Source organism: Mycolicibacterium austroafricanum (assembly GCF_000612725.1).
Lineage (GTDB): Bacteria > Actinomycetota > Actinomycetes > Mycobacteriales > Mycobacteriaceae > Mycobacterium > Mycobacterium austroafricanum.
The window spans coordinates 616808-630945 of the sequence record NZ_HG964450.1; the positions used below are offsets into that span (position 1 = coordinate 616808).

15 protein-coding genes are annotated in these 14138 nt (G+C 67.7%); 7 read left to right on the forward strand and 8 right to left on the reverse strand.

Annotation, left to right across the window (positions count from 1 at the left end; all coding sequences use genetic code 11):
• Window positions 1-46 precede the first annotated feature (46 nt).
• From BN976_RS03050 to BN976_RS03060, 3 genes are all read left to right on the forward strand, one after another.
• Window positions 47-1045 (forward strand): glutamate ABC transporter substrate-binding protein, encoded by a 999-nt coding sequence (locus BN976_RS03050; RefSeq protein ID WP_036367776.1) that lies wholly within the window; start codon window positions 47-49, stop codon window positions 1043-1045.
• Window positions 1045-3312 carry a serine/threonine-protein kinase PknG gene (locus BN976_RS03055; protein ID WP_036369067.1) on the forward strand — a complete coding sequence of 756 codons (2268 nt, stop codon included), beginning with the start codon at window positions 1045-1047 and terminating at the stop codon, window positions 3310-3312. The genes BN976_RS03050 and BN976_RS03055 overlap by 1 nt, the downstream gene beginning before the upstream one ends.
• A 289-nt stretch (window positions 3313-3601) precedes the next feature.
• Entirely contained in the window at window positions 3602-4060 is a 459-nt protein-coding gene (locus BN976_RS03060) for an STAS domain-containing protein (RefSeq protein ID WP_084182180.1), read from the forward strand.
• Here the strand turns inward: BN976_RS03060 and BN976_RS03065 are convergent.
• The 4 genes from BN976_RS03065 to fgd are packed head-to-tail and all read right to left on the reverse strand — an operon-like array spanning window position 3980 to window position 9252.
• On the reverse strand, window positions 3980-5152 hold the full coding sequence (locus BN976_RS03065; RefSeq protein ID WP_036369070.1) for an acetate kinase: 1173 nt from the start codon (window positions 5150-5152) through the stop codon (window positions 3980-3982). The two genes, BN976_RS03060 and BN976_RS03065, sit on opposite strands and share 81 nt — an antisense overlap.
• A 5-nt stretch (window positions 5153-5157) precedes the next feature.
• The gene (gene pta, locus BN976_RS03070) at window positions 5158-7236 is read right to left on the reverse strand and encodes a phosphate acetyltransferase (protein WP_036367780.1); all 2079 of its coding nucleotides are present in this window, start codon (window positions 7234-7236) and stop codon (window positions 5158-5160) included.
• Between the two features lie 17 nt (window positions 7237-7253).
• On the reverse strand, window positions 7254-8225 hold the full coding sequence (locus BN976_RS03075; protein WP_036367782.1) for an endonuclease/exonuclease/phosphatase family protein: 972 nt from the start codon (window positions 8223-8225) through the stop codon (window positions 7254-7256).
• 16 nt (window positions 8226-8241) lie between these two features.
• Window positions 8242-9252 (reverse strand): glucose-6-phosphate dehydrogenase (coenzyme-F420), encoded by a 1011-nt coding sequence (gene fgd / locus BN976_RS03080; RefSeq protein ID WP_036367784.1) that lies wholly within the window; start codon window positions 9250-9252, stop codon window positions 8242-8244.
• Between the two features lie 23 nt (window positions 9253-9275).
• Between fgd and BN976_RS03085 the strand changes: the two genes are divergently transcribed.
• A complete protein-coding gene (locus BN976_RS03085; protein WP_036367787.1) occupies window positions 9276-10016 on the forward strand; it encodes an MBL fold metallo-hydrolase in 741 nt (246 codons plus the stop codon).
• A gap of 53 nt (window positions 10017-10069) precedes the next feature.
• On the opposite strand, the gene BN976_RS03090 is transcribed toward BN976_RS03085, so the two are convergent.
• The 4 genes from BN976_RS03090 to BN976_RS03105 all read right to left on the reverse strand — a co-directional run bounded on the left by BN976_RS03090 (window position 10070) and on the right by BN976_RS03105 (window position 11762).
• Window positions 10070-10333 carry a hypothetical protein gene (locus tag BN976_RS03090; RefSeq protein WP_011777971.1) on the reverse strand — a complete coding sequence of 88 codons (264 nt, stop codon included), beginning with the start codon at window positions 10331-10333 and terminating at the stop codon, window positions 10070-10072.
• Window positions 10334-10405: 72 nt separating this feature from the next.
• Window positions 10406-10900, reverse strand: coding sequence for a GNAT family N-acetyltransferase (locus BN976_RS03095; protein ID WP_036367791.1), 495 nt, complete (start codon window positions 10898-10900; stop codon window positions 10406-10408).
• Window positions 10901-10953: 53 nt separating this feature from the next.
• The gene (locus BN976_RS03100) at window positions 10954-11433 is read right to left on the reverse strand and encodes an SRPBCC family protein (RefSeq protein WP_011777969.1); all 480 of its coding nucleotides are present in this window, start codon (window positions 11431-11433) and stop codon (window positions 10954-10956) included.
• On the reverse strand, window positions 11430-11762 hold the full coding sequence (locus tag BN976_RS03105; RefSeq protein ID WP_011777968.1) for an ArsR/SmtB family transcription factor: 333 nt from the start codon (window positions 11760-11762) through the stop codon (window positions 11430-11432). The genes BN976_RS03100 and BN976_RS03105 overlap by 4 nt, the downstream gene beginning before the upstream one ends.
• A gap of 78 nt (window positions 11763-11840) precedes the next feature.
• Between BN976_RS03105 and BN976_RS03110 the strand changes: the two genes are divergently transcribed.
• From BN976_RS03110 to BN976_RS03120, 3 genes are read left to right on the forward strand one after another with little or no spacing between them, the layout of a single operon-like run.
• Window positions 11841-12551: a DUF899 domain-containing protein gene (locus BN976_RS03110; RefSeq protein WP_036369073.1), complete on the forward strand. Its 711-nt coding sequence runs from the start codon at window positions 11841-11843 to the stop codon at window positions 12549-12551.
• Window positions 12538-13182 (forward strand): maleylpyruvate isomerase N-terminal domain-containing protein, encoded by a 645-nt coding sequence (locus tag BN976_RS03115; protein WP_036367793.1) that lies wholly within the window; start codon window positions 12538-12540, stop codon window positions 13180-13182. The genes BN976_RS03110 and BN976_RS03115 overlap by 14 nt, the downstream gene beginning before the upstream one ends.
• Before the next feature lie 54 nt (window positions 13183-13236).
• Window positions 13237-14115, forward strand: coding sequence for an SDR family oxidoreductase (locus BN976_RS03120; protein WP_036367795.1), 879 nt, complete (start codon window positions 13237-13239; stop codon window positions 14113-14115).
• Window positions 14116-14138: the final 23 nt, after the last annotated feature.

Consider the following 14138-nt stretch of genomic DNA (forward strand, 5'->3'; position numbering starts at 1 on the left):
CAGACAGCCGGTGATGAGCGCTCGCGCGAAGAACAGACAGCCGGTGATGAGCGCTCGCGCGAAGAACAGACAGCCGGTGATGAGCATGAAGATCCTGGGCGCGCTGCTCGCGGGGGTGCTGGTGCTGGGTGGGTGCGCGCAGACGTCGCCGGTGGTGGCAACACCGAGTGTCACGCTGGCGCCGCCGACGCCTGCGGGGCTGCAGGAGATGCCGCCAGAGCCCGCGCGTCCACCGACCGCCGCGGACGACGACTGTGATCCCCTGGCCAGCCTGCGCCCGTTCGACAACGAGGAGGACGCCGCGAAGGCGGTGGCCAACATCAAGGCCAGGGGCCGGCTCATCGTCGGCCTCGACATCGGCAGCAACCTGTTCAGCTTCCGCGACCCGATCACCGGCGAGATCACCGGCTTCGACGTCGACATCGCCGGTGAGATCGCACGCGACATCTTCGGCACCCCGTCGCAGGTGGAATACCGCATTCTGTCTTCGGCGGATCGCATCGAGGCGCTTCAGAAGAACCAGGTCGACGTGGTCGTCAAGACGATGACGATCACCTGTGAGCGCAAGAAGCTGGTGAACTTCTCCACCGCCTACCTGTCCGCCAACCAGCGGATCCTGGCACCGCGGGATTCGAACATCCGGCAGTCGTCCGACCTGTCGGGCAAGCGGGTCTGCGTCGCGAAGGGCACCACGTCGCTGGAGCGCATCCAGCAGATCACGCCGCCGCCGATCATCGTCGGCGTGGTCACCTGGGCGGACTGCCTGGTCGCGTTGCAGCAGCGCCAGGTCGACGCGGTCAGCACCGACGACTCGATACTGGCCGGGCTGGTGTCCCAGGACCCCTACCTGCACATCGTGGGGCCGTCGATGAACGAGGAGCCTTACGGCATCGGAGTCAACCTGGAGAACACCGGGCTGGTGCGCTTCGTCAACGGCACGCTGCAGCGCATCCGACGCGACGGCACCTGGAACACGCTGTACCGCAAGTGGTTGACCGTACTCGGGCCCGCACCCGCGCCCCCCGCCGCGAGGTACTCGGACTGATGACCGAGCCAGAGGATCTCGACGGGGGACCGGGCACCCAGCCGGCCGGCTACACAGACCTCGCCGACGACACGATGTCGACGGTGCGGCCGATGGCCACGCAGGCGGTGTTCCGGCCCAACTTCTTCGACGACGAAGACGACAGCGACGGGCTGCACACCGGGGATACCGAACCGCAGCTCACCACCACGACGGTGACCCGCCACATGTCACCGACCCGCCGCCTCGGTGGTGGTCTGGTCGAGATCCCGCGAGTGCCCGCGCGGGATCCGTTGGCGGCGTTGATGACCGATCCGGTGGTGGCGGAGTCGAAACGCTTCTGCTGGAACTGCGGCAGACCGGTGGGCCGGTCGACGAAAGACGGCAGAGCGCTCTCCGAGGGCTGGTGCCCGCACTGCGGCAGCGCGTATTCCTTTCTGCCGCAACTCAATGTCGGTGACATCGTCGCCGACCAGTACGAGATCAAGGGCTGCATCGCTCACGGCGGACTCGGCTGGGTGTACCTGGCGTTCGACAAGAACGTCAACGACCGGCCGGTGGTGCTCAAGGGGCTGGTGCATTCCGGCGACGCCGAGGCGCAGGCCATCGCGATGGCCGAGCGCCAATTCCTCGCGCAGGTGACCCACCCCGGGATCGTCAAGATCTACAACTTCGTCGAGCACGAGGACAAGCACGGCAACCCGGTCGGCTACATCGTGATGGAGTATGTCGGCGGCACGTCGCTCAAGCAGGCCACCGCGCAGAAGAGCACCCGGCTGCCGGTCGCCGAGGCGATCGGCTTCATGCTCGAGATCATGCCCGCGCTGGGCCATCTGCATTCGATCGGGCTGGTCTACAACGACCTCAAGCCCGAAAACGTCATGGTCACCGAGGACCAGCTCAAGCTCATCGACCTCGGCGCCGTGTCGCGGATCAACTCGTTCGGATACCTTTACGGCACACCGGGTTACCAAGCCCCCGAGATCGTGCGCACCGGCCCGACGGTGGCCAGTGACATCTACACGGTGGGCCGGACGCTGGCGGCGCTGACGTTGAAGTTGCGCACCCGCAAGGGGCGCTACGTCGACGGGCTGCCCGAAGACGACCCGGTGCTGGCCACCTACGACTCGTTCGGCAGGCTGCTGCGGCGCGCGATCGACCCCGATCCGCGACGGCGTTTCCAGAGCGCGGAGGAGATGTCGAGCCAGCTGATGGGTGTGCTGCGCGAGGTGGTCGCCAAGGACTCCGGTGTGCCGAGGCCTGGCTTGTCGACGGTGTTCAGCCGGTCACGGTCGACGTTCGGCGTGGACCTGCTCGTCGCTCACACCGACGTGTACCTGGACGGGCAGGTGCATTCCGAGAAGCTCACCGCCCAGGAGATCGTCAGAGCGCTTCAGGTGCCGCTGGTCGACCCCACCGACGTCGGAGCGACGATACTCTCGGCGATCGTGCTGAGTCAGCCGGTGCAGACTCTGGATTCGCTGCGCGCAGCACGCCACGGAACGCTCGACTCCGAGGGCATCGACCTGTCGGAATCGGTGGAGTTGCCGTTGATGGAGGTGCGTGCGCTGCTGGATCTGGGCGACGTCGCCAAGGCCACCCGCAAGCTCGACGACCTGGCCGACCGGGTCGGGTGGCGCTGGCGCCTTGTCTGGTTCCGCGCCGTCTCCGAACTGCTGACCGCCGACTATGACTCGGCGACAAAGCATTTCAACGAGGTCCTGGACACCCTGCCCGGCGAGCTGGCCCCGAAGCTGGCGTTGGCGGCCACCGCCGAACTCGCCGGGACCGCAGACGAGCACAATTTCTACAACACCGTGTGGTCCACCGACAACGGGGTCATCTCGGCGGGATTCGGGCTGGCCAGGGCGCAGTCGGCGGCCGGGGACCGAGACGCGGCGGTCCGCACGCTGGACGAAGTGCCAGCCACCTCAAGGCATTTCACGACCGCACGGCTGACCAGCGCGGTGACACTGCTGTCCGGGCGGTCCAGCAGCGAGATCACCGAGCAGCACATCCGCGACGCCGCGCGTCGGGTGGAGGCCCTGCCTGACACCGAGCCCCGCGTGCTGCAGATACGGGCGCTGGTGCTGGGGACCGCGATGGACTGGCTCGCCGACAACACCGCCAGCACCAACCACATCCTCGGTTTCCCGTTCACCGAGCACGGGCTGGCGCTGGGTGTGGAGGCGTCGCTGCGAAGCCTGGCCAGGGTGGCGCCGACACAGGCGCATCGCTACGCGCTGGTCGACCTGGCCAACAGCGTGCGACCCATGTCGACGTTCTAGCCGACGCAGCCAGCAACGACGAATTCCGTTGCTGGCTGTCTCCCCGCAGCTCACGGCACCCCCGCAGTGTGCCGATTGCCGGGGTTCACCGCCGACAAAGTGCCAGCTAGAAGTACATCGACGGGATTCTGTTCAAGATCTGTTCAAGCAACGGATTCCGTAGTAACGTGGCTGCACTACTAAGGTGACGTCATCGGCGCAGCTTTGAGACGCGAGGGCCCCGATCCCTGACTTCACCCACAGCACGAATCACGGTTCTCAGCTGATTTCGTCTGAGGGAGTGTGCTAAATGTCCATATCCGATCCATTGCCCGCATCCAGCACCCAGCGGGTGTTCCGACCGGATCCGACGTCGTTCGAATTGCGCGAGGAGCATCATCGCGCGACGTTCTCCGCCTGCGAGCTGCCCCCGTCGACGGTGCTCGTGACGATCCACGGTGAGGTCGACGCGACCAACAGCATGGCCCTGGCCTGCTATATCGAGAAGCGCCTCGGCGGGGCGCGCAAGCTGATCCTCGACCTGCAGACAGTGGAGTTTTTCGCCGCCTCGGGGTTTGCCGCACTGTCCAACATCAACGTCGTCTGCGCCCGACGCGGTGTGCGTTGGAGCCTGCTCGCGGGAACGCATGTCCGCCGGCTGTTGAGGATCTGCGACCCGGTGCGCGAGCTACCCGTGGCCGAGACGGCCGCCAAGTACTCCCGCACACGCCCGAGCGATCGCAAGCTCCTCGTCAGTCGGCACGACTAGCACGGTGATCGGTGCCCCGTCGGGCGAGATGCGGCGGGCCGTCCGCGCGGGGCTCGCGTTGAGGTGCTCGTCGAGTTCGATGCCGAAGGCCGTCAGTCCGGACAGCACGTCCCGGCGCACCGCCGCGTCGTTCTCGCCGACGCCCGCAGTGAAGGTGATGACATCGACCGAGCCGAGGGTCGCCAGGTAGGCGCCGACGTACTTGCGCAGCCGATGGATGTACACGTCGTAGGCCAGTTGCGCGGCCGCGTCGCCGGATTCGATGCGCCGGTGCAGCAGCCGGAAGTCGATCTCGCCGCCCAGCCCGCGCACCCCTGACCGCCGGTTGAGCATCGCCTCGATGTCCTCGACGGTCATGCCCGCGGTCCGCCACAGATAGAAGATGACACCGGGGTCCACGTCCCCGGATCGCGTCCCCATCACCAACCCCTCCATCGGGGTCAGGCCCATCGAAGTCTCCACGGGCCTGCCACCCAGAATGGCCGACGCCGACGCACCGTTGCCCAGGTGCAGCACGATCTGGCTCAGCGACTCGAGCGGGACGTCCAGGAATGCGGCCGCCTGTTCACTGACGTACTGATGCGACGTGCCGTGGAAACCGTAGCGGCGGATGTGCCAGGGCCCGGCCACCTCGGCGTCGATCGCATAGGTGGCCGCCGCCGGCGGCAGGTCGTGGAAGAACGCGGTGTCGAACACAGCGATGTGCGGCAGGTCGGGCAGTGCCTTGCGGGCCACCTCGATCCCCAGGATCGCCGGTGGATTGTGCAGCGGCGCAAGGGGGGACAGCTCCTTCAACCGTTCGATGGTGGCGTCGTCGACCACCGTCGGCCGGTACAGGTCCTGACCGCCGTGCACGACTCGGTGCCCGACCGCGACCAGCCCGAGATCGTCGAGCCGGTGGCCGTCGGAGGCCAGCGAGTCGAACACCATCTGCATCGCCGCGGCATGGTCGGCCACTGCCGGCGCGTCAGAACTCTGCTCGCCGATCCGCTCGACGATCCCGTCGGCGACCAGCACACCCGAATCCGGGTTGAGCACTGCGTATTTGACCGACGACGAACCGGAGTTGAGCACCAGCACCGACCGCGACATCGCCGTCACCCCTGCGCCTGGATCGCGGTGATGGCCACGGTGTTGACGATGTCCTCCACCAGGGCGCCCCGCGACAGGTCGTTGACGGGTTTGTTCAGGCCCTGCAGCACGGGCCCGATCGCGATGGCACCCGCACTGCGCTGAACCGCCTTGTAGGTGTTGTTGCCGGTGTTGAGGTCCGGGAAGATCAGCACGGTGGCATGCCCGGCCACCCTCGAGTCGGGCATCTTCGTCATCGCCACCGACGGTTCCACCGCGGCGTCGTACTGGATCGGCCCCTCGACCAGCAGCTCGGGCGCGCGTGTCCGCACCAGTTCCGTCGCCTTCCTGACTTTGTCCACGTCCGCACCGGTGCCCGAGGTACCCGTCGAGTACGACAACATCGCCACCTTCGGCTCGATGCCGAACTGCGCGGCGGTCCGCGCCGAGGAGATCGCGATGTCGGCAAGTTGTTCGGCGGTGGGGTCGGGCACGATCGCGCAGTCGCCGTAGGCGAGCACCTCGTGGGCAAGGCACATCAAGAAGATGCTCGACACGGTGGAGACGCCGGGCACCGTCCTGATGATCTCGAACGCCGGCCGTATCGTGTGCGCCGTGGTGTGGCACGCGCCGGAGACCATGCCGTCGACCAGGTCGTTGTGCACCAGCATGGTGCCGAAGTACGACACGTCCTTGATGATCTCGTGGGCCTGCTCGACGGTGACGCCCTTGTGTGCGCGCAACGCCGCGTACTGCTCGGCGAACCGATCACACAGCTCGCTGGTCTGCGGATCGAGCACCACCGCGCTGGACAGGTCCAGGCCGAGCTCCGCCGCGCGTGCCCTGACCCGGGCCTCCTCGCCGAGAATCGTCAGGTCGGCCACGCCGCGGTGCAGCAGTCGACCCGCGGCCTTGAGGATGCGGTCGTCGTTGCCCTCCGGAAGCACGATGCGCTTGCGGTCGGAGCGGGCCCGCTCAAGCAGCTGGTGGGTGAACATCTGCGGGGTGACCACGGTGGGAATCGGAATGGCCAAGTGCGCCAACAGTTCCGCAGTGTCGACGTAGGTGTCCATCAATGTCAGCGCGGTGTCGATCTTGCGATGCGACGTCGAGGTGACCCGTCCCCTGGTCGCGGCGATCCGGCTGGCGGTCTCGAATGTGCCGAGTCTGGTCTCGATGACCGGCAGCCGCAGCCCCAGGCCCGACACCAGCGATCCGATCGCAGGATGCAACGTGAGCCCGCCGTTCAGAATGACTGCCGACAGCGATGGGAATCCTGCTGCGGCATGGGCACTGAGCACCGCCAACACCACGTCGGACCGGTCGCCGGGGGTGACGACCGCGACGCCTTCGGTGAGCCGCTCCAGCACGTGCTCGGCCGTCATGCCCGCGACGAGGACGTCGAGCACTTCGCGGTCGAGCAGCGCCGGGTCCCCTTGCACCTGGTGGCCTTCGACCGCGCTGCGCAGTTCGGAGACCGACGGCGCGACCAGCAGGGGTTCTTCGGGCAGCACGTAGCTCTGCGGTCCGATACCCGCCAGGGCCTCGGCGACGTCGACCAACAGGGTCGGGTCACAACGGTTTACCACCACGGCGGCGGTGTGGGCGTGCTGGACGGCGATCTCGTTGATGCACACGTCGACGACCTGGAGGATCTGCTCGGCGGTGCGGTCCTTGCCCTTGACCGCGAGCACCACCGGCGCACCGAGGTTGGCGGCGATGCGCGCGTTGACGGACAGCTCGCTCGGCGCGGCGACGTCGGTGTAGTCACTTCCGACGACCAGAACCGCGTCGCACCGGTCGGCGACGCGGTGAAAGCGGTCGACGATCTCAGCCAGCGCCGCGTCGGGGTCGTCGTGCAGTTGCTGATAGCTGACCCCGACACAGTCCTCGTACGGCAGTCCCGCGGTGGTGTGGTCGAGCAGCAACTCCAGGATGTAGTCCCGGCTCTCGCCCATCCTGGTGATCGGCCGGAAAACCCCGACCCTGGCCACCGTGGCCGAGAGCCGGTGCAGGATGCCCAGCGCGATCGTCGATTTTCCGGTGTCGCCTTCCGGCGACGCGAGGTAGATCGAGGAGGTGGCTCCCGTCGTGGCGTCAGGCACGTGTCAAAGCCTGCCTGTCAACTGGCGGTCATGTCCACCGGGACCCGCAGCGTGGCGAGCAGTCCGCGATGGTCGGCACCGGGCACCACCACGGTCTCGGCGGTCGCGGCGGAGCAGTTCTTCGTCAGGATGTGGTCGATGCCCAGCAGTGGCGGCCGCATCCCGCGGCCGGGATAGGTGCGTGCCAGGCCCGCGCCGGCCTCGGGACCGGCGTCGCCGTATCCCTGGTCCAGCAACCGGTTGAACGGCGCCATATCGGCGGTGGCGTTGAAGTCGCCCGCCACGATGACCGCGCCCGCGCCTGCGCTACGGCCGACCTCACGCAGCGTGTCGGGGAACAGCGCGAGGTCGGACTGCCACGCCGCAATCGGCATAGGCCACGGCGCGGCCAGGTGAACGGAAAGCACGGTGGTGTCGACGCGCACGCCGGGAATCCGGATCCGGGAGCCCACCATCGGCAGCGCATAACCGTCGATGCGTCCGGAGTGCACGATGGGGTGGCGGCTCCAGATCCCGATGCCGGACGCCATCGGCGCGGGCACGATCACCCGGTGTGGGAAGGCGGTGTCCATCCCGGCCGCCGCCAACCCGTCGGCCGCTTCCTGCGTCATCTCCTGTACCGCGACGACGTCGGCCGCGGCACCGGCCAAAGCGACGAACGCGGCCGGATCCGCTTGGCCCATACCGAGGTTGGCGGTCAGCACCCGCAGGTCGACCGCCGCGACGTCCGCATCCGAAGATCCCAGATAGCGCGGCACGTACACCCACATCAGCGCCACGGTCAGCGCCACCGCCACCAGGGTCAGCATCCAGCGCCTGCCCAGCACCAGCAACAGCATCGCCACCGGCGCCGCGACCGCGAGATACGGCGAGGCTGCCGCGACGATCAGGCTCGGGTGCCCGGAGATCGGCAGCCAACGCGCACCGAACGCCACCAGACCGACGGCCAGGGCACCCAGCCCCGCCACGGTCGCGAGAATGCGGACCATCTCGCTGCGCCGGTGCTCAGCCGAGCTTGCGCAGCCTCGGTTCCAGGTCGCGCTTGAACAGTTCCAGGAAACGCTTCTGGTCGTGCCCGGGTGCGTGGAAAACCAGATGATTGAGTCCATAGCCGACATATTCGGCGACCTTGGCGACGGCCTCGTCGGGGTCTGACGAGACGATCCAGCGTTTGGCGACCTGCTCGATCGGCAGCGCGTCGGCGGCCTTCTCCATCTCGATCGGATCGTCGATGGAGTGCTTCTGCTCGGCGGTCAGCGACAGCGGCGCCCAGAAGCGGGTGTTCTCCAGGGCCAGCTCGGGATCGGTGTCGTAGGAGATCTTGATCTCGATCATCCGGTCGATGTGGTCGGGATTCTTGCCCGCCGCCTCGGCCCCCTCGCGCATCGCGGGGATCAGCTTGTCCTTGTACAGCTCCTCGCCCTTGCCGGAGGTGCAGATGAAGCCGTCGCCCGCCCGCCCGGCGTATTTGGCGACCTGGGGCCCGCCAGCGGCGATGTAGATCGGGATGCCGCCCTCGGGCACGTCGTAGATGGAGGCGCCCTTGGTCTTGTAGTACTCGCCCTCGAAATCAACCCGGTCGCCGAGCCAGAGATCGCGCATCAGCCGCACCGATTCACGCAGCCGCGCGTAGCGCTCCTTGAACTCGGGCCAGTCCCCCTCGTAGCCGGTGGCGATCTCGTTGAGCGCCTCACCGGTGCCCACGCCGAGGAAGATCCGGCCCGGGTACAGGCAGCCCATCGTCGCGAACGCCTGGGCGATCACCGCCGGGTTGTAACGGAAGGTCGGGGTGAGCACCGACGTGCCCAGCTGCAGCCGCTTGGTGCGCTCGCCCACCGCGGTCATCCACGCCAGCGAGAACGGCGCATGGCCGCCCTCGTGCCGCCAGGGCTGGAAGTGATCGCTGACCGTCGCGCTGTCCATGCCGTGCTCTTCGGCAGCGACAGCGAGCTCGACGAGTTCCCGTGGCGCGAACTGCTCCGCCGACGCCTTGTAGCCCAGTTTCAGTTCAGCCATAGATAAGTTTCTACACTCGGCTCATGGCAACGGCTCTGACGGCCATCACCGACAGCGTCCATTTCGCGCAGACCGACCTGGTGAACTGGACCCTGGTCGCCGACGACGGCGGCGTGCTGTTGATCGACACCGGCTACCCGGGGCACCGGGAAGAAGTGCTGGAATCGCTGGGACGGCTCGGCTTCGGGGCGGCCGATGTCCGCGCAATCCTGTTGACCCACGCGCACATTGACCACTTCGGGTCCGCGATGTGGTTCGCCCGCGAGCACGGTACCCCCGTCTACTGCCATGCCGACGAGGTCGGCCATGCCAAGCGCGAGTACCTCGAGCAGGCGTCGCCGTTGGCCGTCGCCGCGCATGCCTGGCAGCCCAGGTGGCTGAAGTGGTCGCTGACGCTCATCCGCAAGGGCGGCCTGGACCGCACGGGCATCCCCACCACCGCGGCGCTGAGCGAGGACATCGCCGCGGGACTTCCCGGGGCGCCGGTGTGCGTCCCGACGCCGGGGCACACCGGCGGACACTGCTCCTACGTGGTGGACGGCGTGCTGGTCAGCGGCGACGCGCTGATCACCGGCCACCCCGTTTCGCGGCGCCGCGGACCGCAGCTGCTGCCGTCGGTGTTCAACCACGACGAGGTCGCCTGTCTGCGCAGCCTCGAGGCTCTTGGCATGCTCGACACCGAGGTGATGCTGCCCGGCCACGGGCCGGTGTGGCGCGGACCGGTGAGGGACGCGGTCGCGCAGGCAACCACGGCGGAGCCGTGAATCAGGCAACCACGGCGGAGCCGTGAATCAGGCAACCACGGCGGAGCCGTGAATCAGGCAAGCGTCTCGTAGCCCAGCAGGAACAGGGCGGTCAGCGCCAGCCCGCAGGCGACGACGATCGACGGCATGAGGATCATCGTGTCGAGTTCGTCGTCGTCGAGGACGTCGGACTCGAAGCGCCCGAACAGAACCCGGGCGAGCCCCGTGCGGCGGAACACCCGCACGAGCAGGCGCACCGCCCCGCTGTCCCGGTGGCGGCCGACGAGCAGGCGGGACAGCCCGCCGAGAGCGAATGTCAGGGCGGCAGCCGCCAGCATCAACCAGCCAACGGTCGCCTGCGACACATTGGCAAGCCTATAGGTCGGTGGCGCGGCGCATCGTGGACCCGGTCAGTGCCGCTCCTTGAGGAACGCGATCGCGTAGACCTCCCCCTCGGCGGGCAGCGGCTCCTCGAGGCGCTGGTATCCGAGCGACGAGTACAGCGCCTCGGCTTCGGGCTGGCGGTCACCGGTGGTCAGGTAGATCCGCGAGTAGCCTCGCGCGGCGATGTCGGCTTCGAGGCGGGACACCAGGGCCTGCCCGAGCCCTCGCCTGCGGTACCGGGCGTCGGTCCAGATGCGTTTGAGTTCGGCCGTGGTGTCGTCGAAGCGCCGGAACGCGCCGCCGGTCACCGGTTGCCCGTCGAGCAGTCCGATAAGCAGGCCGCCGCCGGGAGCCTCGAACTCGGCGGCCGGATAACCGCGCAACCAGGCATGCACTTTGTCGCGTGAGCCGCCGTAGCGGTCGGCGTACTCGACGGCGAGTTCGTCGATCAACGGAGCGGCGAGTGGGTCGTCCTGACCCACCGCCACGAAGCGCAACTCACCCACTGTCTGCACGGACATCACGACACTGTCCAACGTAGGTCGGGCTCTCCGCAATTTCCCGCGCGGCGTCGTCACCGGGTGTCGGGTTCCCGCATTTCCGTCGCGGCCCGTCTGCTCGCGAGCCGGTGCCCGAGTTGCTCGGCGGTGAGCGTCCATCCGTGCTCGTGGTCGTCGAACGCTTCCTGCGGCAGCAGCGAGTGTTCGATGGACATCAGCGTCGCGTCATCGCCATGCGGCACGAATTGGACGTCGACGATGCTCTGCGCCGTCGGGTCCGACCAGCCCGAGTGGCTCCAGGTGAAGCTCAACCGATTCGGCCGATCGACGTCGAGAAACTGTCCGGTGATCAGCACCAGGGGTCCGTCGTCGCCGTCGTCCACATCGAATCGCACCCGTCCGCCGACACGGGCCTCGATCGTGATCGCAACACACCGGGACGGCCGGGGGCACATCCAGTCCGCGAGCGCCTCCGGATCGAGCCATTCGTCGAACACCACGTCGGGGGTGGCCGGCATCACCCGCCGCACGCGCACGACCGGTCCGCCGCTCACCGGCCGCGCGCCTTCTTACGCAACCGCTCCGACAACGCGTCCGCACGCGCCGACCAGAACTCGGTCTGCTCGTCCATCCATCGGCGGGCGTCCGACAGACCGTCGGGCTGCAGCGACAACCAGTGCTCGCGCCCGCGCACCTCCCGTCGCACCAGGCCGGCGGATTCCAGCACGCCGATGTGACGGGACACCCCAGCGAAGGTCATCGGCAGTGGCGCCGCCAGATCGGTGATGCGTGCATCGCCGGTACGCAGCGCCTCGAGCAATCTGCGGCGGGTGGGATCGGCGAGCGCGGCGTAGGCCCGGTCCAGCACCAGATCTTCAACCATTCTGTTGACTATAGCCGCCAACCGTGGTGTCCTGATGGAACCAATATTCAACTGACATGTTTAATGATTGGATCGATCGTGAAGACACCCCAGATCGTGTCGGCCCAGGACTGGGACACCGCCCGCTCGGAAATGTTGGTCAGGGAAAAGGAGTTCACCAAAGCCCGCGATGCCATGGCGGCCCTGCGTAGGCGGATGCCATGGACGCTCGTGGAGCGCGAGTACCGGTTCGAAGGACCGGAAGGCCCGGCCACTCTGCTCGACCTGTTCGCCGGACGTAAGCAATTGATCGTGTACCGGGCTTTCATGGATCCGGGCGTGAGCGGCTGGCCCGAACACGGCTGTGTGGGCTGTTCCCTGATGGCTGACCACATTCCGAACCTGTCGCACCTCAACGCGCGCGACACCACGCTCGTCTACACCTCCCGCGCGCCACAGGCCGACCTTGCGAGGATTCAGAGACAGATGGGCTGGAACATTCCCTGGTACACCATGGTTCCCGGCGATGGGAACTGGTTCGACGCCGACTTCGGCGTGGACGAGTGGCACGGCACGAACGCGTTCATCCGCCTCGACGGTCAGGTGTTCCGCACCTACTTCGTCGACGGGCGGGGTGACGAGGCGTTCGTCAACACGTGGAACTTCCTGGACATCACGGCACTGGGCCGTCAGGAGAAGTGGGAGGACTCGCCTCCCGGCTACCCCCAGACGGCGCCGTATCAGTGGTGGCGCCACCACGATTCCTATGACACGGCCGAGTCGTGCGGGGGCCACTGTGCTGATCGATGACATCTACCAGGACACCCGGGCGCGAATCGCGGGACTGCTGACGGAACCGGAGGCGTGGGCGCGGCCCGTAGCGGCGTGCCCCGGATGGTCCGTCCGCGACGTCGTCGCCCACATGACGGCGGTGGCTCAGGACTGGGGGGACGGGTCTCTGACTGGAGCTCCGACCGACGACGAGACGGCCGAGCACGTCGCGAGGTTCGCCGGTCAGGACAACGCGCGACTGCTCGACACCTGGTCCGCCACATCCGAACGACTCCATCGCCTTTCCGAAACCGCCGGGTTCGTACCACCTTTGGGCGACATCGCCTGTCACGAGCACGACATCCGCGGCGCCGTCGACCGGCCGGGCGCCCGGGACGCGGCATCAGTGCGGTGGACGGCGGACCGACTGCTCACGATGTTGGAGAGCCCGGTCCCCCTGCGGGTCGTCACCGAGGATGCCGACTATCGCAGCGGCCCACCCGATGGCCACGAAATAGTGCTTCGCACAACGCGGTTCGAGTCACTGCGCTGGCGCACCGGACGCCGCAGTCCGGCACAACTGGCCCGGATGGACTGGTCGGCCGACCCGGCCCCGGTGCTCGGCCATCTATGCCTGTTCGGGCCCGCGACCGATGATGTCATCGAATGACCCCCTGAAACCACCCCTTCACACCAAAACTTGACACGTGTAAAGTTCGCCCGCATGGACAACATCCGGGGCAAGACCATCGCGATCACCGGGGCCGCCCGCGGCATCGGATATGCGACCGCCGAGGCCCTCCTGAGGCGCGGGGCGCGCGTGGTCATCGGCGACCGCGACGTCGCACTGCAGGAGTCTGCGGTCGCACAGCTGACCAAGCTCGGGCCGGTGTCGGGCTACCCGCTCGACGTCACCGACCGGGACTCGTTCGCGACGTTCCTCGACAAGGCGCGCACCGACGGTGGCGGCCATGTCGACGTGCTGATCAACAACGCGGGCGTGATGCCGATCGGCCCGTTCCTGGACCAGTCCGAGCAGTCGATCCGCTCGTCGATCGAGGTGAACCTCTACGGCGTCATCACCGGGTGTCAGCTGGCGCTGCCCGACATGATCGCCCGCAGGCGCGGCCACATCATCAACATCGCGTCGCTGTCCGGCCTCATCCCGGTGCCCGGCCAGGTCGTCTACGTCGGCGCGAAGTTCGGCGTGGTGGGCCTGTCGACCGCGCTGGCCGACGAGGTCGCACCGCAGGGCGTGGACGTCTCGGTGATCATGCCCCCGTTCACCAACACCGACCTGATCTCGGGCACCACGTCCAGCGGGGCGCTCAAGCCCGTCGAGCCCGAAGACATCGCCGCGGCGGTGGTGAAGACGCTGAACAAACCCAAGACCCACGTGTCGGTGCCCCCGCCGCTGCGGTTCACCGCGCAGGCCGCCCAGATGCTGCCACCCCGCGGCCGGCGCTGGCTGAGCAGGAAGCTGGGCCTGGACCGGGTGTTCCTCGAGTTCGACACCACCAAGCGGCAGGGCTACGAACAGCGCGCCCAGTCCGCACTCGGCGTGGTCGAGGGATCGGAGCACAAACCCTCGCCGAAAATGTAGGTACGCAGCCGGAATCCGCTAAA

Bases quoted from the DNA above. Each gene is read 5' to 3' on its own strand.
- BN976_RS03050 (WP_036367776.1), top strand. From the start codon at position 47: ATGAGCGCTCGCGCGAAGAACAGACAGCCGGTGATGAGCATGAAGATC.
- BN976_RS03055 (WP_036369067.1), top strand. From the start codon at position 1,045: ATGACCGAGCCAGAGGATCTCGACGGGGGACCGGGCACCCAGCCGGCC.
- BN976_RS03060 (WP_084182180.1), top strand. From the start codon at position 3,602: ATGTCCATATCCGATCCATTGCCCGCATCCAGCACCCAGCGGGTGTTC.
- BN976_RS03065 (WP_036369070.1), bottom strand. From the start codon at position 5,152: ATGTCGCGGTCGGTGCTGGTGCTCAACTCCGGTTCGTCGTCGGTCAAA.
- BN976_RS03075 (WP_036367782.1), bottom strand. From the start codon at position 8,225: ATGGTCCGCATTCTCGCGACCGTGGCGGGGCTGGGTGCCCTGGCCGTC.
- fgd (WP_036367784.1), bottom strand. From the start codon at position 9,252: ATGGCTGAACTGAAACTGGGCTACAAGGCGTCGGCGGAGCAGTTCGCG.
- BN976_RS03085 (WP_036367787.1), top strand. From the start codon at position 9,276: ATGGCAACGGCTCTGACGGCCATCACCGACAGCGTCCATTTCGCGCAG.
- BN976_RS03090 (WP_011777971.1), bottom strand. From the start codon at position 10,333: ATGCTGGCGGCTGCCGCCCTGACATTCGCTCTCGGCGGGCTGTCCCGC.
- BN976_RS03095 (WP_036367791.1), bottom strand. From the start codon at position 10,900: ATGTCCGTGCAGACAGTGGGTGAGTTGCGCTTCGTGGCGGTGGGTCAG.
- BN976_RS03105 (WP_011777968.1), bottom strand. From the start codon at position 11,762: ATGGTTGAAGATCTGGTGCTGGACCGGGCCTACGCCGCGCTCGCCGAT.
- BN976_RS03120 (WP_036367795.1), top strand. From the start codon at position 13,237: ATGGACAACATCCGGGGCAAGACCATCGCGATCACCGGGGCCGCCCGC.